We start from the raw sequence: 18,055 nt of genomic DNA on the forward strand, positions 1-18,055 counted from the left end.
AGGGGCCTTCTGTATGTGTGGAATCGTCGGATACATCGGCAAGCGTGACGTGGCGCCGCTGCTGCTCGAAGGCCTGCAGCGCCTGGAGTACCGCGGCTACGACTCCGCCGGCATCGTCGTGACCAGCCCGAAGACGGCCGGCCTCAAGATGGTCAAGGCCAAGGGCCGGGTGCGCGACCTGGAGGCGAAGGTTCCGGCCCGCTTCAAGGGCACCACCGGCATCGCCCACACGCGCTGGGCCACGCACGGCGCACCCTCCGACGTCAACGCGCACCCGCATCTGGATGCCGAGGGCAAGGTCGCCGTCGTCCACAACGGCATCATCGACAACGCCTCCGACCTGCGCAAGAAGCTGGAGGCCGACGGAGTCGAGTTCCTCTCCGAGACCGACACCGAGGTCCTCACCCACCTCATCGCCCGCTCGCAGGCCGTGAAGCTGGAGGACAAGGTCCGCGACACGCTGCGTGTCATCGAGGGCACGTACGGCATCGCCGTCATGCACGCCGACTTCCCCGACCGCATCGTGGTGGCCCGCAACGGCTCCCCGGTCGTCCTCGGCATCGGCGAGAAGGAGATGTTCGTCGCCTCGGACATCGCCGCCCTGGTCGCCCACACCCGGCAGATCGTCACCCTCGACGACGGCGAGATGGCCACGCTGAAGGCCGACGACTTCCGTACGTACACCACCGAAGGCACCCGTACGACGGCCGAGCCGACCACCGTGGAGTGGGAGGCGGCCTCGTACGACATGGGTGGCCACGACACGTACATGCACAAGGAGATCTCCGAGCAGGCCGACGCCGTGGACCGGTGCCTGCGCGGCCGCATCGACGACCGGTTCTCCACCGTGCACCTGGGCGGCCTGAATCTGGACGCCCGCGCGGCGCGCAAGATCCGCCGCGTGAAGATCCTCGGCTGCGGCACCTCGTACCACGCGGGCATGATCGGCGCCCAGATGATCGAGGAGATGGCCCGTATCCCCGCGGACGCCGAGCCGGCCTCCGAGTTCCGCTACCGCAACGCGGTCGTCGACCCCGACACGCTGTACGTCGCGGTCTCGCAGTCCGGCGAGACGTACGACGTACTGGCCGCCGTGCAGGAGCTGAAGCGCAAGGGCGCGCGGGTGCTGGGCATCGTGAACGTGGTGGGCAGCGCCATCGCCCGTGAGGCCGACGGTGGCATGTACGTGCACGCGGGCCCCGAGGTGTGCGTCGTCTCCACGAAATGCTTCACCAACACCACGGTCGCCTTCGCACTGCTCGCGCTGCACCTGGGCCGCACCCGTGACCTGTCGGTCCGGGACGGCAAGCGGATCATCGAGGGCCTGCGCAAACTGCCCGGCCAGATCTCCGAGATCCTCGAGCAGGAGGACGCGATCAAGAAGACGGCCGAGCAGTACGCCGAGGCCCGCTCGATGCTCTTCATCGGTCGCGTACGCGGCTACCCGGTGGCCCGCGAGGCCTCGCTGAAGCTCAAGGAGGTCTCGTACATCCACGCAGAGGCCTACCCGGCATCCGAGCTGAAGCACGGCCCGCTGGCGCTGATCGAGCCGGCCATGCCCACGGTTGCCATCGTCCCCGACGACGACCTGCTGGAGAAGAACCGCGCCGCCCTGGAGGAGATCAAGGCCCGCAGCGGCAAGATCCTCGCGGTGGCGCACCAGGAGCAGGAGAAGGCCGACCAGACGATCATCGTCCCGAAGAACGAGGACGAGCTGGACCCGATCCTGATGGGCATCCCGCTCCAACTCCTCGCCTACCACACGGCGTTGGCCCTGGGCCGGGACATCGACAAGCCCAGGAACCTGGCAAAGTCCGTGACGGTGGAATAAAAAGATCCACAAGACGGCCGAAGCGATAATTGAGCAACCCCGACGGCGATCAACCAGCTCCGCGAGAGCGGCGCCGGTTTAGGCGCAAAAGGGGGCGCGAACGGCCTCCCGTGTGTGCCACCAGCACACAGGAGGCCGTTCTTTGCGGGAGCCGAGGTCGCCCATTACCTCGGCTCGTGGCTGCCTCAGCCGGTAGCCGTCATCCTCCGGCCGGCAGCGCGTCGTGGGAGTGCGGTGGGCCAGTGGGCCAGGAACGCCGTCGCGACGTACCAGGCCACGGCGCCGCCCGCCACGGCGAACCAGCCGCCGACCTTCCCGAGCGCTTCGTTGTCCGCGAAGCTCGAGATGGCGAGAAGCACAAGCGCGACGAAGAACAGCCCGTAGGCACCCTGTGCGAGCGGTCCACGGGCCGCCGCCCCGAGGGTCAGGCTCAGCGCGACAAGGGCGAACAGCAGGAAGAACAGCCCTGCGGCGTTGTCCGACAACGCGCTACCGGCGGTGACTCCCCAGTCGCCCGTCATCGCACCCCAGGCGAACCACAGGGCCCCGAACCCCGCGAAGGCCGTGCCGGTGACGATGTCACGGTCGCGGAACGCGAACAGACCCGCGATGAAGAGCGCGATGCCGCCCACGTACGTGGCGAGGCCCACGGCGTCGGCCGCCGTCACGCCGTCGATCACTTCTGTGTGACCGAGGCCGAAGAACAGCAGGGTGACGCCGAGGGCGAGATGACCGAGGGTGGTGATGGTGCTTCCCGCAGTGACGTCGTTGTTCACGGCGGGCCCCCTTCCGTGCAGGAGCGCTTGCGCGATGCCCTGTGCCGGGGCCGTGTCGGCCCAGCGACCGGTATGTACCCTTCACAAGGACACAAACCACCTCTACGCGCGAGTAGGTTTATGCCGCGTCACGAGCGCGCCGGCACCCGGCCGCGCCTCGCCTCACCTGGGACAACGCCTGGAGCAACGGGGACGATGACGCGTCACGGGATGACGATGACAGGGCGCTGCGCCCGCTTCGCCAGCCGCCCCGCGACCGAGCCGAAGATGCGCCCGACGATGCCGTGCGTGGAGCCGACGACGATCGCGTCCGCCTCGTACTCCCGCCCGACCTCCTCGAGCTCGTGGCAGATGTCGCCGCCGCGCTCGACGAGGATCCAGGGCACCTCGGCGAGATAGTCCGCGCAGGCGAGTTCGAGCCCCAGCACCTCGGTGCGATGGTCGGGGACGTCGACGAAGACCGGGGGTTCACAGCCCGCCCACACCGTGGTCGGCAGCCGGTTGGCGACGTGCACGATGATCAGGCCGGAGCCGGAGCGGTGTGCCATTCCGATCGCATAGGCGAGGGCGCGCTCGCTGGACGTCGAGCCGTCGAAACCGACGACGACGCCGTGTTTGAACGCGGGGTCACAGGATTGACGTGTCTCTTCCGCCGCGAAGGGCTCGGACGTCGTGGGATCGACGACGGGGCGCTTGCGGTCCGCGGGATCGTAGAATTCTTGACCGGCCATGGCTGTCTCGGCGTTTGGATCCTCATGGGTGGGACGACAGGTGCTACGGAGCTGTGTCCGGGAATCATCTTCCCAACCCCATACCCCCAAGGGTACGGCGGCACGCCTCCTCTGCCCAGATCCCGCGACGGCCGCGGGAGGGTTCCAGGGAGCATGCACGAGAGGGCACCCGCAACGCAATGGTTGCTGCCACGTACAGGCTGTTTGCACAGGGTTTCGATCGCCGTGGCACGGCAGTTGCTCGGTTTGCCACGCTTCTCGGTCTGTTTCCGCCGCCCGGTTCGTCCCGGCGGACTCCCGCCGCGGTGCGGATTCCGTGACCGGCGGGTCGAACAGGCGTTGAACTCCCGTAAGCCACCGCTCCAGGGAGGCCCACCGTGTCCGCACCCCAGCCCTCCTCCGGGAAACCCGCCGCACAGGACCCCGTCGGCGACTCCGTGAGCGATGTGGTGCGCTGGGCGGCCTTCAGTTGCGTACTGGTCCCCGTGGTGCTCGTCTTGTACGGAACCTCCCTGGCGGGCGCCGCCGGCACCACCCTCGGGCTGGCGGCCGTGACGGCCGTGTGCCGGGCCTTGCTCAGGCGGTCCGAGCGGTTCGCGGCGGGCACGGTGAGCGAGAAACCGGCCGGGAAACGGACAGCAAATCGCCGACGGCGCGTCAGGGGCGGTACAGGAGCGCACAGAGGGGGTCGGAGAGCCTCAGAAAACGCGCCGGTCGACTGACCGGTTTCCGCTCACGCACCCGGTGCTTTTCAGCCAACTTCCGTCTCCTGTGCATTCCTTGGCCGAAGGGGTCTCCACGCCCCGTTCCACCTGCACCGAAAGGGGCACCAAGGGGCGTCGCACCCTACGGGGACCGGCCACGGAGCCGAGGCGCACTTCCCTGTACGGCCCACGAGTGCAACGCTTCGTGATCGAATGCTTCACGCCAAGTTGCCATGTCGACAATGTGCCGAGTGCTGAACTGGCCACGTAGGCACCATGGGACACAGTAGATTCGATCATGCTGTCTTACGGCGGGGGACTCGTGCAGGACCGAGGGGAAACGTGCAGGAGCGACACAACCGAGGAGCCGCGACCACCGAGGGGGGCTTAGCAGTATGAGCCACGACTCCACTGCCGCGCCGGAAGCCGCGGCCCGGAAACTTTCCGGGCGACGCCGCAAGGAGATCGTCGCGGTGCTGCTGTTCAGCGGCGGCCCCATCTTCGAGAGTTCCATTCCACTGTCGGTGTTCGGGATTGACCGCCAGGACGCCGGCGTACCGCGCTACAGGCTGCTTGTCTGCGCCGGGGAGGAGGGGCCCCTGCGGACCACAGGGGGACTCGAACTCACAGCGCCACAGGGGCTGGAGGCGATATCCAGGGCGGGCACCGTCGTCGTGCCTGCCTGGCGGTCGATCACCTCGCCGCCGCCGGAGGAGGCGCTCGACGCACTGCGCCGGGCCCACGAGGAGGGCGCCCGCATAGTCGGGCTGTGCACCGGCGCCTTCGTACTCGCCGCGGCGGGGCTGCTGGACGGCCGGCCGGCGACCACCCACTGGATGTACGCGCCGACGCTGGCCAAGCGCTATCCGTCCGTCCATGTCGATCCCCGCGAACTGTTCGTGGACGACGGCGACGTACTGACATCGGCGGGTACGGCTGCGGGCATCGACCTCTGTCTGCACATCGTGCGGACGGACCACGGAAACGAAGCAGCCGGAGCGCTGGCCCGCCGTCTGGTGGTCCCGCCCCGGCGCAGTGGCGGTCAGGAGCGCTACCTCGATCGGTCTTTACCAGAGGAGATCGGCGCCGACCCGCTCGCGGAGGTCGTCGCCTGGGCGCTGGAACATCTCCACGAGCAGTTCGACGTGGAGACGCTGGCGGCACGCGCATACATGAGCCGTCGTACGTTCGACCGCCGGTTCCGCTCGCTCACTGGGAGCGCTCCGCTGCAGTGGCTGATCACGCAGCGGGTGCTACAGGCGCAGCGGCTCCTCGAGACGTCCGACTACTCGGTGGACGAGGTGGCGGGCCGCTGCGGCTTCCGCTCCCCGGTGGCCCTGCGCGGCCACTTCCGCCGGCAGCTCGGCTCGTCCCCCGCCGCGTACCGGGCCGCCTACCGCGCCCGGCGCCCGCAGTCCGACAAGCCCTCGGACGCGGAGGAACCGCCACCGCCGCAGCCCCCGCAGGAGTCCGCCCCGGTCCCCCAGCAGACCCGCCGCACGGCCGCCGCCCACGCGGTGGGCCCGACGGCGTCCCTGTCCACGGAGCCGGGCAAGAGCGGCAACGAGATGTACGCCAACGGCCGGCCCAGCCTGCCGGGGCAGCGGAGCGCGCCCTAAGGGACGTAAGGCCGTAGCGGGGTGGGATGCGGCCCTTTCGGGCCGGCCGCCCGCCCCGCCCGGCAGCCGGCCTGGTCCCGCGCCTGCCCCCCGGTATGGCGGGGCCGTAGGGTAAGGCATATGAACGATCGCATGGTGTGGATCGACTGCGAGATGACCGGCCTCTCGCTGTCCGACGACGCGCTCATCGAGGTGGCCGCACTGGTCACCGACAGTGAGCTGAACGTGCTCGGCGAAGGGGTGGACATCGTGATCCGCCCGCCCGACACGGCGCTGGAGACCATGCCGGAGGTGGTGCGCGCCATGCACACCGCCTCCGGTCTCCTCTCCGAGCTGGCCGCCGGTACGACACTCGCGGACGCCGAGGAGCAGGTCATGGCGTACGTACGGGAGCACGTGAAGGAGCCGGGCAAGGCCCCGCTGTGCGGCAACTCCGTGGGCACGGACCGCGGTTTCCTGCTGCGGGACATGCCGAGCCTGGAGGAGTACCTCCACTACCGGATCGTCGACGTCTCCTCCGTCAAGGAGCTGGCCCGCCGCTGGTACCCCCGGGCGTACTTCAACAGCCCGGAGAAGAACGGCAACCACCGCGCCCTGGCGGACATCCGCGAATCCATCGCCGAACTCCGCTACTACCGTGAGGCGATCTTCGTCCCACTCCCGGGCCCGGACTCGGACAAGGCCCGCACGATCGCCGCAAAGCACGTTCTGCCTGCGCAGTAGGGGCCCCGTAAACGCGGGCGCGAGCACCCCTCGGGACCCTGTACACTTTTTCTCGGCCGGTCGGGAAGTCCACGCGGATAACCGCCGGTCATGGTGGGTGTAGCTCAGCTGGTAGAGCACCTGGTTGTGGTCCAGGATGTCGCGGGTTCAAGTCCCGTCACTCACCCTCAAAGATCAAGGCCCGACCTGCACTGACAGGCCGGGCCTTCATCATTCCCGAACCACGGGAACACCGCCCCTCACGACGAGGCGCGCTCCACCAACGTCGCGGGAAGTACCAACTGCCGCTTGTCCAGGCCACGCGAGACCGCCGGACGGCGGTCCGCGATCTCGTCGAGCAGGAGGTCGAGCATCGCGCGGCCCATGTCCTCGATCGGCTGGCGGACGCTGGTCAGCGGCGGGTCCATGTGGCGGGCGATGGCGGAGTCGTCGTAGCCGACGAGGGCCACGTCGTCGGGTGTGCGGCGGCCCACCTCGCGCAGGACCTGGCGGGCGCCGGCCGCCATGACGTCGGAGCCGGCGAAGACGGCGTCCAGGGTGGGGCGGCGGGCGAGCAGTTCCGTCATCGCGCGCCGGCCACCCTCCTCCGTGAAGTCACCGGTGATGATCAGGTCCTCGTCGACTCCCCGGCCCGCGTCGCGCAGCGCGTCGCGGTAGCCGTCGATGCGGCGCTGGGCTCCGAAGACGTCGAGGCGGCCCGCGATGTGGGCAATCGTGCGGCAGCCCCGGCCGAGCAGGTGCTCCACCGCGGCCCGGCCGCCGCCGTAGTTGTCCGAGTCGACGGACGGCAGCGTCTCCTCCGCGGATCTGCGACCACTGATCACCGCCGGGATCTCCAGCTGGGACAGCAGATCCGGCAGCGGGTCGTCCGCGTGGACCGAGACCAGCAGGACACCGTCCACCCGGTGCGCCGCCAGGTACTGGGCCAGCCTGCGCCGCTCCCGGTCACTGCCGGCGAAGATCAGCAGGAGCTGCATCTCGGTGTCCGAGAGGGCCGCGCCCACGCCCCGGAGCATGTCCGAGAAGTACGGCTCCGCGAAGAAGCGGGTCTCGGGCTCGGGGACGACGAGGGCGATCGCGTCGGTGCGGTTCGCGGCGAGAGCGCGGGCCGCCGTGTTCGGGACGTAACCGAGTTCCGCGACCGCCGCCTCGACGGCGGCTCGTGTGGCGTCGCTGACCCGCGGGGAGCCGTTGATGACGCGGGAGACCGTGCCGCGGCCCACTCCGGCGCGCGCGGCGACCTCCTCGAGGGTCGGCCGCCTGCCGCTGCGGCCCCGCGCTCCGTGGACTGCCATGCCCCGCCTCCCGTCGGACGCGGCTCGCACCGCGTGTGGCCTGGAATCTAACAGTGTCGGTCCGTACCGGGCTTCCGGCGCCCATCTCCCGGCGTCGGCGCCGGACTTCGATCACTCCCCCGGCGTTAGCTAACAGCCCGATAACTGAAGACATATCTCGCTGCTCGGTCCCTTGACACCCCCGCGTCGAGCGGCGAACCTTCAACACATCACTTGTGGGAGCGCTCCCACAGTACCTGGCACATACACATCCCGCACGTTCCCCGCCCGAGCCGCAAGCGAGAACACACGGGCCCAGCAAGACAGTTGGCCGGGGGGTCGGCACGTCAGGGCAACAGGAGGACGACAATGCGCGCACGTACCCGAACCGGCCGCCGCAAGGTGGTAGTCCTCGCGGCCGTGGCGTCGCTGGGCGCCGGACTGCTGGCCGGCTGTGCCGATGACGGTGGCGACGAGGAGTCGACCGGCAGCGGCAGCGGCGGCGGCAAGACCAAGATCACCCTGGGTCTCTTCGGCAGCTTCGGCTTCGAGGAGGCGGGCCTCTACAAGGAGTACGAGAAGCTCAACCCGGACATCAGCGTCCAGCAGACGGTGATCGAGCGGAACGAGAACTACTACCCGCCGCTGGTCAACCACCTCACCACCAACAGTGGCCTGCAGGACATCCAGGGCATCGAAGTCGGCAACATCAACGAGGTCGCGAACACCTACGCGGACAAGTTGGTGGACCTGTCCAAGTACGGCAAGGAGAGCGACTTCCTGGACTGGAAGTGGAAGCAGGCGACCACCGAGAGCGGCGAGACGATCGGCCTCGGCACCGACGTCGGCCCGATGGCCATCTGCTACCGCAAGGACCTGTTCGAGGCGGCCGGTCTGCCCACCGACCGCGAGGAGGTCGGCAAGCTGTGGGCGGGCGACTGGAAGAACTTCGTCGAGGTCGGCAGGGACTACAAGGCGAAGGCCCCGAAGGGCACCACCTTCATGGACTCCCCCGGTGGTCTGCTCAACGCCATCATCGGCAGTGAAAAGGAGCGTTTCTACGACTCCTCCGGCAAGGTCATCTACAAGTCGAACCCGGCCGTGAAGGCCGCCTTCGACCTGACGGCCGATGCCGCCGAGGACGGGCTGGTCGGCAACCAGACGCAGTTCCAGCCCGCCTGGGACACCACGATCGCCAACAGCAAGTTCGCCGCGATGTCCTGCCCGCCGTGGATGCTCGGCTACATCGAGAGCAAGTCGAAGCCCGAGAACGCCGGCAAGTGGGACGTGGCCACGCCGCCCAAGGCCGGCAACTGGGGCGGTTCCTTCCTGGCCGTGCCCAAGTCGGGCAAGAACGCCGAGGAGGCCGCGAAGCTCGCCGCCTGGCTGACCGCGCCCGAGCAGCAGGCCAAGCTGTTCTCGAAGCGAGGCAGCTTCCCGAGCGCGCAGGCGTCGTACGATCTGCCGCTGGTGACGGGCGCGAAGAACAAGATGACCGGTGACGCCCCGATCGGCGAGATCTTCGCGCCGCTGGCCAAGGAGAGCCCGATCCAGACCATCGGCCCGAAGGACCAGATCATCCAGCAGGGTCTGACCGACAACGGCGTGGTCCTCGTGACGCAGGGCAAGTCGCCCAAGGATGCCTGGGAGACGGCCGTCAAGACCATCGACAACAACCTGGAGAAGTGACCGGTATGGCCACCCGGCACGACACCGCCGCGCCCCCCGCCAAGGAGGGGGGCGCGGCCCCGGGCCGTCCTCCGGCCGACGCGGTACCACCGGAGGTGGCGAAGAAGCGCGCCCGGCTCTCCCGCCGATGGCAGCGGGACATGCGGTGGAGCCCGTACGTCTTCGTCTCGCCGTTCTTCCTGCTGTTCCTGGCGTTCGGTCTGTTCCCGCTGATCTACACGGCCTGGGCGTCCCTGCACACGGTGGAGCTGACGGCGCCGACCGACATGGAGTGGGCGGGGCTGCGCAACTACACCCGCATCTTCGACGACGAGTTCTACTGGAACGCGGCGCGCAACACCCTGACCATCGGCATCATCTCCACCGTCCCGCAGCTGCTGATGGCAATGGGCCTGGCCCATATCCTCAACTACAAGCTGCGTGCCTCGACCTTCTACCGGGTCATGATGCTGGCGCCGTACGCGACGTCGATCGCTGCCGCCTCCCTCGTCTTCGTGCTGCTCTTCGGCCGCGACTACGGCATGATCAACTGGGCGCTGAACTTCATCGGCATCGACAACATCGACTGGCAGAACGAGAAGTGGGCCTCGCAGCTCGCGGTCTCGACCATCGTCATCTGGCGTTGGACCGGCTACAACGCGCTGATCTATCTGGCGGCGATGCAGGCCATCCCGCAGGATCTGTACGAGTCCGCGGCACTGGACGGCGCCTCGCGCTGGAGGCAGTTCATCCACGTCACGCTGCCCCAGCTGCGCCCGACGATCCTGTTCACCGTGGTCGTGTCGACCATCGGGGCGAGCCAGCTGTTCGGCGAACCGCTGTTGTTCGACGCCAACAAGGGCGCGTCCGGCGGCTCCCAGCACCAGTTCCAGACGCTCGGTCTGTACATGTACGAGCAGGGCTGGCTCAACCAGCACCTGGGCCGCGCCTCCGCCATCGCCTGGACGATGTTCCTGATTCTCATCGTGATCGGCATCGTCAACTACGTCATCTCGCGCCGGCTGCGCGCCAGTAGTTAAGGAGAACCGGCCGTGACGACGACCCTGACCAAACCTCCGGCGGACCCGGAGCCCGGACCGCCCAAGCGCGTACGGGGGCCCAAGGCGGCGCGCGCCGGCGGGCAGATGCACGCCGGGCCCATCGCGTACATCGTCCTCGCCCTGTTCACCATCGGCTCGTTGTTCCCGCTGGTGTGGACGGCGATCGCCGCGTCACGCGACAATGCGCGGCTGGCGGAGACACCGCCGCCGTTCTGGTTCGGCGCCAACCTCTTCGACAAACTCGAACTGGCCTGGACCGACGCCAATCTGGGCGAGGCGTTCCTCAACACCACTCTGGTGGCGGGCGTTTCGTCGCTCACCATCGTGTTCCTGTCCACCATCGCCGGCTTCGCCTTCGCCAAGCTGCGCTTCAAGGGCCGCAACGCGGCACTGCTGATCGTCATCGGCACGATGATGGTGCCGCCGCAGCTCAGCGTGATCCCGCTGTACATGATGGTCGCCGAGCTGGGCTGGACCGACCAGCTCCAGGCGGTGCTGCTGCCGTCGCTGGTGAACGCCTTCGGGGTGTTCTTCATGCGGCAGTACCTCCTCCAGGCGCTGCCGGACGAGCTGATCGAGGCGGCCCGCGTGGACGGTGCGAGCAGCTGGCGCGTGATCTGGCACGTCGTGTTCCCGGCGGCCCGGCCCGCGATGGCCGTGCTGGGCATGCTGATGTTCGTGCAGACCTGGAACGACTTCCTGTGGCCGTTCCTGGTGCTCACCCAGCTGGGCAACCCGACCGTGCAGGTCGCGGTCGCCGGCCTCGGCCGCGGCTACACCCCCGACCAGGCCCTGATCATGGCGGGCGCACTGCTCGGCACCCTGCCACTGCTGATCGTCTTCGCCATCTTCGGCAAGCAGATCGTCGGCGGCATCATGCAGGGCGCCGTCAAGGGCTGACCCCGCCGACTGTCCCCGCGCACGGGGGCCGGGCCATCGCCGCCCCGGCCCCCGCCCTCCCCCACCTACCCCTCGGCCTCCACGACCCCTATGGGAGCGCTTCCATGCCTGAGCCTGTGACCTTTCCCCCCGCCTTCCTCTGGGGAGCCGCGACCTCCGCGTACCAGATCGAGGGGGCGGTGCGGGAGGACGGCCGTACGCCCTCGATCTGGGACACCTTCAGTCATACGCCGGGGAAGACGGCCGGTGGCGAACACGGTGACATCGCTGTCGACCACTACCACCGCTACCGCGACGACGTGGCCCTCATGGCGGAGCTGGGCCTCGGCGCATACCGCTTCTCGGTGTCCTGGCCGCGCGTGCAGCCGACGGGCCGCGGCCCCGCCGTCCAGCGCGGCCTCGACTTCTACCGCCGCCTGGTGGACGAGCTGCTCGCGCACGGCATCAAGCCGGCCCTCACCCTCTACCACTGGGATCTGCCGCAGGAGCTGGAGGACGCGGGAGGCTGGCCGGAGCGCGACACGGCGCTGCGTTTCGCCGAGTACGCGCAGATCGTCGGCGAGGCGCTCGGCGACCGCGTCGAGCAGTGGATCACCCTCAACGAGCCCTGGTGCAGCGCCTTTCTGGGGTACGGGTCCGGGGTGCACGCTCCGGGTCGTACGGACGCGGCGGCCTCGCTGAAGGCAGCCCATCACCTCAACCTGGCGCACGGGCTCGGCACTTCGGCCCTGCGCACCGCGATTCCCGCCCGCAACACGATCGCGGTGAGCCTCAACTCCTCGGTGGTCAGGACGGTTTCGCAGGACCCGGCGGACCTGGCGGCCGGGCAGCGGATCGACGACCTGGCGAACGGCGTCTTCCACGGCCCGATGCTGAACGGCGTGTACCCCGAGACGCTCTTCGAGGCGACGTCCTCGGTCACGGACTGGTCGTACGTCCTCGACGGCGACCTGCAGCTGATCCACCAGCCCCTGGACGCCCTGGGTCTCAACTACTACACCCCGGCACTGGTTTCAGCCGCCGAGTCCGCCCCGGCCGGCCCGCGCGCGGACGGCCACGGCGCCAGCTCGTACTCGCCCTGGCCCAGCGCGGACGACGTGATGTTCCACCAAACCCCGGGCGAGCGCACGGAGATGGGCTGGACGATCGACCCGACCGGCCTCCACGAGTTGATCATGCGCTACACCAGCCTGGCACCCGGACTCCCTCTGTACGTCACGGAGAACGGCGCCGCCTACGACGACAAGCCGGACCCCGACGGCCACGTCCACGACCCCGAACGGATCGCCTACCTCCACGGCCACCTCTCGGCCGTCCGCCGCGCGATCGCCGACGGCGCGGACGTCCGCGGCTACTACCTCTGGTCCCTGATGGACAACTTCGAATGGTCGTACGGCTACGGCAAGCGCTTCGGCGCGGTGTACGTCGACTACTCGACCCTGGCCCGCACGCCCAAGTCGAGCGCCCTCTGGTACGGACAGGCGGCTCGCACGGGGGAGCTGCCTCCGGTGACCACTGAGTAGGGGGAAACAGGGGGAACGGGGGAACCGGGGGGGACCGGGGGATGGGGCGCGGCGCTTGAGGGGGGTGCCGCGCCCCAGTCAGAGGTCGCCCGGGGGCGCGAGCCACTGAGTCGGCTGCCCGGTGACCGAGGCGATGGTCTCGAAGTCGTTGTCATAGTGCAGCATGGTCAGCCCCTGGAGTTCGGCGGTCGCGGCGACGAGCAGGTCCACCGCACCCGCGGAACGGTGCCTGCCCTTGTCCGTGAGTTCCCGTTGCACGTCCCAAGCGCGCGTCACCGCGCGGTCGTCCAAGGGAGTCCAGCCGAACAGCGCGTCCAGGTCCTGGACCAGATCCGCCCGGTCTTCCGCATTCCTGGCGCTGTAGAGGAACTCGACCTCGGTAAGCGGGCAGCGGGCGATCAGCCCCTCCTCCAGAGGCTTCTCCCAGCGTGCTCGGGCGGGCCGCTTCAGGATGCGGACCAAAGCGCTGGTATCGATGAGGTAGGCGGCCGCACTCATCGACGGTAGTTCTCCTTGTCCAGCAACGTGTCGAAGTCACCGGCGTCGGCCCGCGCCGCGAGCCGGGCCAGGGCGAGCGCACGCTTCTTGCGCTCGACGCCTTCCTTGAGCGCGGCGTTGACGGTGTCCTTCTTAGTCTTGGTTCCGAACGCTATGGCCGCCTCGGCAAGCAGTTCCTCGTCGATGTCGATCAGCGTCTTGGTCATGAGCGGACCTCCTGGATATCCATCGATGGCCTGAGTATATCCGCCGTGGTCGCAGTCGGTCGCGCTCATGGCCCCACCTCAGCGACCGCGAGGCCGATGACCTGGTCACCTGAGCACGCCGGTACGTCCGCTCCCCGCGCTCCAAGCTCGAACCAGATGACCTTGCCCCGCCCCGGGCCGTGCGTGCACACGCACCAGAGCGGCTCTCCGAGCTGGCGCTGGATCCGGTCGACCCGGAATCGGCACCGGAGTCGCACGAGTCACGCGATTCGCCGAGTCTGATCCAGCACGTCATGTACACCCTGTGAAAGGAACCTCGATGCCCCAACTCGCTTGGCAGAAGTCCTCGTTCAGCGGCGGCGGCGAAGGCGAGTGCGTAGAGCTGGCGGCAGCCGCAACCCCGTACCGCATTCACCTCCGCGAGAGCGATCAACCGCACGGGATAGCCACGGCCACACCTCACGCCCTGGCACACCTTCTGCACGCCATCAAGGCCGGAGGCCTCAGTCGCTGAGCGTCAGCCCCAGGTACCCGAAGACGACGTCCCGTACGCGGAGGACGGCGTCGGGGTCAATCGCGGCGAGGACCGGCGCGGCGTAGTGCCAGCCGTCCGGGGTCAGGGCTTCCGCGAGGAGAGATCTTGCGCGCGGGATGTCCGGGCCGGACGAGGGCGGGGCCAGGAGGCCGGCCAGGCGTCGGACGATCAGGATGTCGGCCCAAGGCGTCTTTCTGATCTGGGTCAACCGGAGATCCGCGGGTAGGCACGCGACGTACTCGGCAAGGGCGGCGAGTGTCTCCGAGCGTTCCTCTTCGGTCTCCTGGCGCCATGCGACGGCCCGGGCTGCCTCGTGGTCGCCGAGTGAGGTGTACGCGAGGGCCAGGACGGTGCCCGTCCGATGGTGGAACACGATCGGCCGCGCCCGACATCCCCTCCCATGCGTCTCGTTCAGGATCCGGGTCGTCGGGTGGAGGCGAGGTGACACCGAGATCGAGGGTGCCCTCGCGCCGGTTGGACAGGACCGCGCAGGTGGCATGCACGTGCTCGGCGTCGCGGAAGCGTGAACCATCCTCGTCCGTACGGAGTTTGAAACGCGGGAAGCCGAGAGCCGTGCAGTGCAGGACCGCGTCCTGATCGCCGACGCCCGTACGCGACACGATCGACGTCCGTGTCGTCTCCGTCCGGGAGAGCGAGCACGGCGACGTCGATACCCTCGTGCCGCCACACCACGCCCGCCTCGACGATCCGCTCGCCCGGCCGGTCGGCCTGAAACCGAACCCTGACGCCCGCCGCACCCATGACGACATGCGCCGCGGTCAGCACCTTGCCGGGCGAGACGAGATATCCGGATCCGCGCCGCCCCGCGCCACCGCCGTGCGGCGCAACGATGATCTCGGCGACCCGCTCCGGCCGCAGTCCTCGATCAGCGTTCGCCGTCAACCTCGTCGCCCACGATCATCGCCGCCGACTGCGTCAAGCTGCCGTCCGCTGCGACGGTCCTGGGAGTCAGTGTGAGCGCGACCGCTGCGTCTCCGCCTGTGCGTACTTGCCGTTCGCCCCGCCGTCGACGACCCACAGTCGCACCTTGGCATCCCCGCCCGCCTCCCGGCTGACGGCGACGGTTGCCTCGACCTCCACAGGCCCCAGTTCAAACCGCACGGCCTCGCCTTCCCCGTCCGCCAGCGCCGTGGTCAGCTGATGCCTCAACTCGCGAATCATGTCGGACAGTTCGATCACACTTCCCCCTCGTACGCACGGTGCTCAGATGCTACAAGTCACCTCCGCCACACTTCGGTCCCCTCCTCGGCGAACACATCGCTCTCGATTTCCGAGATCACAGCGACAGACTCTCGGCGTCCCGGTACTGGTCCCGGATCTCGGGGAGTTGCCGGAAGCCAGCTGACTTGTAGGTGGCGACGGCGCCGGCATTGAGGCTCGGGGTGCAGACGACCGCGCTCGACGAGCCCAGCTCCTGGAGTGCGGCCGCCGCGGCGACGGTGATCGCCTCGCCATAGCCGTGACCGCGATGTTCCCGGTGCACGCCCATCGGCTCGAGCAACCCGGGCCTGCCCGGTCCGGCCGACCACACCGTCACCGCCGCCACAGCGTTGCCCTGGTCGTCGTACGCGATCAGACACCGGGCGTCGGCGTACGGCAATCCGGCCGCCATCGCGTGCCAGCGCTCGTCCGTGAACGGCGACCCGTCGAACGACGCCCGCTGTACGGCGGTCCGCACGTGCGCCTTCTCCGGCCCGGTCACCTCGATCCGCACGCCCGGGTCCTTCACCGGCCCCGTGAGGTCGCGGCGCAGCGGCGTCCACGGCTCGTCGACGCTCCAGCAGTCCTCGGACAGCAGATCTTGGACCAGTGCGCCCATCGGCGCCTCGATGTTCACCTTCCCCTCGGGCAGTACGCCGCGCTCCGGCTCGGTCACGTCCTCGACCAGCTGCCGCGCCAGCTCCCCGTCCCGCTGAGCGTCTGGCGCAATCGTCAGCCGCAACAACCCGGGACCGTCCCGCAGCCCGACGGCGAGAATCCGTCCGTCCCGGCTCCACGTCCGGACCGCCGCGGCCGTCGCCTCCGTACCGAACCGCCAGAACCAGCCCAGATCCCCCGGATGCAGTTGCATCGGCGCCCCTTCGTACTGCCACTCCCGCAGCACGCCCACAGCCTCGCTCAACCCGTCAACTCCCGGCTCACCCAATGCAATCGGCATACGCCCGATCACACATCACCGCACCGACAGTCCGCACCCGGTTTCCGGCCGGCCAGCGTGGTGGGGGTGTTTGACCATCCGCCGGACGTCGTCGAGGCGGTGCCGGGTCAGGGGGGCGAGCTGCTGGTGGCCTATGACGGAGAGCAGTTCGAGCTTTCCCTGGCTGTCTGTGCCGGGGCGGGCGGCCAGCACCACCATGGTCTGAGCGCGGTCTTGGGTGCACAGGTACTGGGCGTCCATGTCGATATGGCCGAGGTCCGGGTGGAGGACGGTCATAGACTCCCCGTAGCGCCAGGGTGACCTCCCCGCGTTCCCACCTCGTCGATGGCCTTCGTGCCGCTGGCGGTCACCCCGACCTACAGCGCGACGAAGGCGACGCTGCACGGCTTCTCGGAGAGCCTGCACGTACAGGTCGCCGACAGCGGCGCCCAGGTGATCGAGGTGGTCCCGCCGGGCGTGCGCACCACCCTCCTCGGCCAGCAGGACGACGAGAGGGCCATGCCGCTGGAGGACTACCTCACCGAGACCATGGACCTTCTGCGAGAAAGGCCCGACACCAGGGAGATCGTCGTCGAGCGTGCCAGGTTCTTCCGCGACGCGGCGACGAACGGTACGTACGACGAAGTCCTGGCCATGCTCGGCGATTACCGCTGAGCGGCACACGGAACGCGATGTTGTAGCGCCGCAGTCCCTCGTACGCACGGTGCTCAGATGCTACGAGTCACTCGGCCGCACTTCGGTCCCCTCCGCATGCAGCGCCCCCGCCCCCACAACCCGCACCCCCGTCTCCTCCCCCGGCCGCACCCGCAGCGGGCCCGCGACCCGGATGCCGACCGGGGCGTCGTGGCCGTCGACGGACACGGTGACCATGGCGTCGTGGCCGTAGTAGCAGACGTCGGTCACCGTGCCCCGTGCCGCGCCTTCCGCGGTGGGATCGGTGAGCCGGAGTTGTTCCGGGCGGAGCAGTACCGTGCCGGTGCGCAGGCCCGCGTGCGGGGCGCCCAGGGACACGGTGCCCAGCGCTGTGCGGGCCGTGCCGTCGTTCTCGACCGTGCCGGGGAGCAGGACGGCGTCGCCCACGAAGTCGGCGACCCAGGGGTCGGCGGGGCGCCGGTAGAGATCCTGCGGGGTGTCGCACTGGGCGACGCGGCCGTCGCGGACGACGGCGACGAGGTCGGCGGTGGACAGGGCCTCCTGCTGGTCGTGGGTGACCAGCACGGCGGTTGCTCCCGTCGCGCGCAGCGCCGTTCGCACGTCCGCCCGTACTCCCGCCCGTAGTGCGCTGTCGAGGGCGTTGAACGGCTCGTCCAGCAGCACCAGTTGAGGGCGCGGGGCGAGCGCCCGGGCGAGTGCGACGCGTTGCTGCTGGCCGCCCGACAGTTCGTGCGGCATGCGGTCGCCGTAGCCTGCCAGGCCGACCAGTTCCAGCATCTCTTCCGTGCGGCGGCGTCGCTCGGCCCGGTCCACACCCTTCAGGCCGAAGGTCACGTTGTGCGCCACGCTCAGGTGCGGGAACAGCGCGCCCTCCTGCGGGACGATGCCGACGCGGCGCCGCTCGGGTGGCACATGGACGCCCGCACCCGGGCCGGTCAGGACCCGGTCGCCCACCCGTACCGTGCCCGCGTCGGCGTGCAGAAAGCCGGCGACGATGCGCAGCAGGGTCGTCTTGCCGCAGCCGGAGGGGCCGAGGACCGCGGCCAGCGCACCGGTCGGCACGGTCAGGTCGAGTCCGCGCAGGACGGGGCCGCCGTCACCGTAGGACTTGGTGAGCCCTTCGACGTGCAGTTCGTTCGCGTTTTCGCTCGCGTTTTCTTTCGCGTTCATGTC

Annotated in this window: 20 protein-coding genes and 1 tRNA gene; 10 read left to right on the forward strand and 11 right to left on the reverse strand. The window is 69.2% G+C overall.

What is annotated here, in order from left to right; genetic code table 11:
* Nucleotides 1–13: 13 nt before the first annotated feature.
* A complete protein-coding gene (gene glmS, locus ACGFNK_RS04070; protein WP_393411717.1) occupies nucleotides 14–1,831 on the forward strand; it encodes a glutamine--fructose-6-phosphate transaminase (isomerizing) in 1,818 nt (605 codons plus the stop codon).
* 185 nt (nucleotides 1,832–2,016) lie between these two features.
* On the opposite strand, the gene ACGFNK_RS04075 is transcribed toward glmS, so the two are convergent.
* Both ACGFNK_RS04075 and ACGFNK_RS04080 read right to left on the reverse strand, forming a co-directional pair.
* On the reverse strand, nucleotides 2,017–2,607 hold the full coding sequence (locus ACGFNK_RS04075) for a GPR1/FUN34/YaaH family transporter (RefSeq protein WP_386352519.1): 591 nt from the start codon (nucleotides 2,605–2,607) through the stop codon (nucleotides 2,017–2,019).
* A gap of 203 nt (nucleotides 2,608–2,810) precedes the next feature.
* Complete coding sequence (locus ACGFNK_RS04080) at nucleotides 2,811–3,338, reverse strand: universal stress protein (protein WP_393411720.1); 528 nt, start codon at nucleotides 3,336–3,338, stop codon at nucleotides 2,811–2,813.
* A gap of 1,099 nt (nucleotides 3,339–4,437) precedes the next feature.
* Here ACGFNK_RS04080 and ACGFNK_RS04085 point away from each other — a divergent pair.
* From ACGFNK_RS04085 to ACGFNK_RS04095, 3 genes are all read left to right on the forward strand, one after another.
* Nucleotides 4,438–5,661: a helix-turn-helix domain-containing protein gene (locus ACGFNK_RS04085; protein WP_388671078.1), complete on the forward strand. Its 1,224-nt coding sequence runs from the start codon at nucleotides 4,438–4,440 to the stop codon at nucleotides 5,659–5,661.
* Nucleotides 5,662–5,781: 120 nt separating this feature from the next.
* Complete coding sequence (gene orn, locus ACGFNK_RS04090) at nucleotides 5,782–6,384, forward strand: oligoribonuclease (RefSeq protein ID WP_393411723.1); 603 nt, start codon at nucleotides 5,782–5,784, stop codon at nucleotides 6,382–6,384.
* A 93-nt stretch (nucleotides 6,385–6,477) separates the two neighbouring features.
* A tRNA-His gene (locus ACGFNK_RS04095) sits at nucleotides 6,478–6,550 on the forward strand.
* Between the two features lie 73 nt (nucleotides 6,551–6,623).
* On the opposite strand, the gene ACGFNK_RS04100 is transcribed toward ACGFNK_RS04095, so the two are convergent.
* Complete coding sequence (locus ACGFNK_RS04100; protein WP_393411726.1) at nucleotides 6,624–7,679, reverse strand: LacI family DNA-binding transcriptional regulator; 1,056 nt, start codon at nucleotides 7,677–7,679, stop codon at nucleotides 6,624–6,626.
* A 348-nt stretch (nucleotides 7,680–8,027) separates the two neighbouring features.
* On the opposite strand from ACGFNK_RS04100, the gene ACGFNK_RS04105 reads away from it, so the two are divergent.
* The 4 genes from ACGFNK_RS04105 to ACGFNK_RS04120 all read left to right on the forward strand — a co-directional run bounded on the left by ACGFNK_RS04105 (nucleotide 8,028) and on the right by ACGFNK_RS04120 (nucleotide 12,810).
* Complete coding sequence (locus tag ACGFNK_RS04105) at nucleotides 8,028–9,347, forward strand: extracellular solute-binding protein (protein WP_393411729.1); 1,320 nt, start codon at nucleotides 8,028–8,030, stop codon at nucleotides 9,345–9,347.
* A gap of 5 nt (nucleotides 9,348–9,352) precedes the next feature.
* Nucleotides 9,353–10,366 (forward strand): carbohydrate ABC transporter permease, encoded by a 1,014-nt coding sequence (locus ACGFNK_RS04110; RefSeq protein ID WP_393412160.1) that lies wholly within the window; start codon nucleotides 9,353–9,355, stop codon nucleotides 10,364–10,366.
* Between the two features lie 12 nt (nucleotides 10,367–10,378).
* The gene (locus tag ACGFNK_RS04115) at nucleotides 10,379–11,287 is read left to right on the forward strand and encodes a carbohydrate ABC transporter permease (RefSeq protein WP_393411732.1); all 909 of its coding nucleotides are present in this window, start codon (nucleotides 10,379–10,381) and stop codon (nucleotides 11,285–11,287) included.
* A 104-nt stretch (nucleotides 11,288–11,391) separates the two neighbouring features.
* Nucleotides 11,392–12,810 carry a GH1 family beta-glucosidase gene (locus ACGFNK_RS04120; RefSeq protein ID WP_393411735.1) on the forward strand — a complete coding sequence of 473 codons (1,419 nt, stop codon included), beginning with the start codon at nucleotides 11,392–11,394 and terminating at the stop codon, nucleotides 12,808–12,810.
* A 78-nt stretch (nucleotides 12,811–12,888) separates the two neighbouring features.
* On the opposite strand, the gene ACGFNK_RS04125 is transcribed toward ACGFNK_RS04120, so the two are convergent.
* Nucleotides 12,889–13,308, reverse strand: a complete 420-nt coding sequence (locus tag ACGFNK_RS04125) for a PIN domain nuclease (RefSeq protein ID WP_393411738.1) — start codon at nucleotides 13,306–13,308, stop codon at nucleotides 12,889–12,891.
* Nucleotides 13,305–13,514: a type II toxin-antitoxin system VapB family antitoxin gene (locus tag ACGFNK_RS04130; RefSeq protein ID WP_393411740.1), complete on the reverse strand. Its 210-nt coding sequence runs from the start codon at nucleotides 13,512–13,514 to the stop codon at nucleotides 13,305–13,307. Before ACGFNK_RS04130 ends, ACGFNK_RS04125 begins: the two co-directional genes overlap by 4 nt.
* A gap of 319 nt (nucleotides 13,515–13,833) precedes the next feature.
* Here ACGFNK_RS04130 and ACGFNK_RS04135 point away from each other — a divergent pair, with 319 nt between their 5' ends.
* Nucleotides 13,834–14,028: a DUF397 domain-containing protein gene (locus ACGFNK_RS04135; RefSeq protein ID WP_393411742.1), complete on the forward strand. Its 195-nt coding sequence runs from the start codon at nucleotides 13,834–13,836 to the stop codon at nucleotides 14,026–14,028.
* On the opposite strand, the gene ACGFNK_RS04140 is transcribed toward ACGFNK_RS04135, so the two are convergent.
* The 5 genes from ACGFNK_RS04140 to ACGFNK_RS04160 form a co-directional block, all read right to left on the reverse strand.
* The gene (locus ACGFNK_RS04140) at nucleotides 14,018–14,422 is read right to left on the reverse strand and encodes a hypothetical protein (protein WP_393411744.1); all 405 of its coding nucleotides are present in this window, start codon (nucleotides 14,420–14,422) and stop codon (nucleotides 14,018–14,020) included. The genes ACGFNK_RS04135 and ACGFNK_RS04140 overlap by 11 nt on opposite strands.
* Before the next feature lie 38 nt (nucleotides 14,423–14,460).
* Nucleotides 14,461–14,952 carry a trypsin-like peptidase domain-containing protein gene (locus tag ACGFNK_RS04145; protein WP_393411746.1) on the reverse strand — a complete coding sequence of 164 codons (492 nt, stop codon included), beginning with the start codon at nucleotides 14,950–14,952 and terminating at the stop codon, nucleotides 14,461–14,463.
* 66 nt (nucleotides 14,953–15,018) lie between these two features.
* Nucleotides 15,019–15,249 (reverse strand): trypco2 family protein, encoded by a 231-nt coding sequence (locus ACGFNK_RS04150; protein WP_393411748.1) that lies wholly within the window; start codon nucleotides 15,247–15,249, stop codon nucleotides 15,019–15,021.
* 97 nt (nucleotides 15,250–15,346) lie between these two features.
* The gene (locus tag ACGFNK_RS04155; RefSeq protein WP_393411750.1) at nucleotides 15,347–16,228 is read right to left on the reverse strand and encodes a GNAT family N-acetyltransferase; all 882 of its coding nucleotides are present in this window, start codon (nucleotides 16,226–16,228) and stop codon (nucleotides 15,347–15,349) included.
* Between the two features lie 15 nt (nucleotides 16,229–16,243).
* The gene (locus ACGFNK_RS04160; RefSeq protein WP_393412162.1) at nucleotides 16,244–16,660 is read right to left on the reverse strand and encodes a hypothetical protein; all 417 of its coding nucleotides are present in this window, start codon (nucleotides 16,658–16,660) and stop codon (nucleotides 16,244–16,246) included.
* Here ACGFNK_RS04160 and ACGFNK_RS04165 point away from each other — a divergent pair.
* The gene (locus ACGFNK_RS04165; RefSeq protein ID WP_393411752.1) at nucleotides 16,553–16,882 is read left to right on the forward strand and encodes an SDR family NAD(P)-dependent oxidoreductase; all 330 of its coding nucleotides are present in this window, start codon (nucleotides 16,553–16,555) and stop codon (nucleotides 16,880–16,882) included. The two genes, ACGFNK_RS04160 and ACGFNK_RS04165, sit on opposite strands and share 108 nt — an antisense overlap.
* A gap of 60 nt (nucleotides 16,883–16,942) precedes the next feature.
* Here the strand turns inward: ACGFNK_RS04165 and ACGFNK_RS04170 are convergent, their stop codons facing one another.
* Nucleotides 16,943–18,052, reverse strand: coding sequence for an ABC transporter ATP-binding protein (locus ACGFNK_RS04170; protein WP_393411754.1), 1,110 nt, complete (start codon nucleotides 18,050–18,052; stop codon nucleotides 16,943–16,945).
* Nucleotides 18,053–18,055: the final 3 nt, after the last annotated feature.

Origin of the sequence: Streptomyces sp. NPDC048825 (genome assembly GCF_043198355.1) — a bacterium.
GTDB lineage: Bacteria > Actinomycetota > Actinomycetes > Streptomycetales > Streptomycetaceae > Streptomyces > Streptomyces xiangluensis.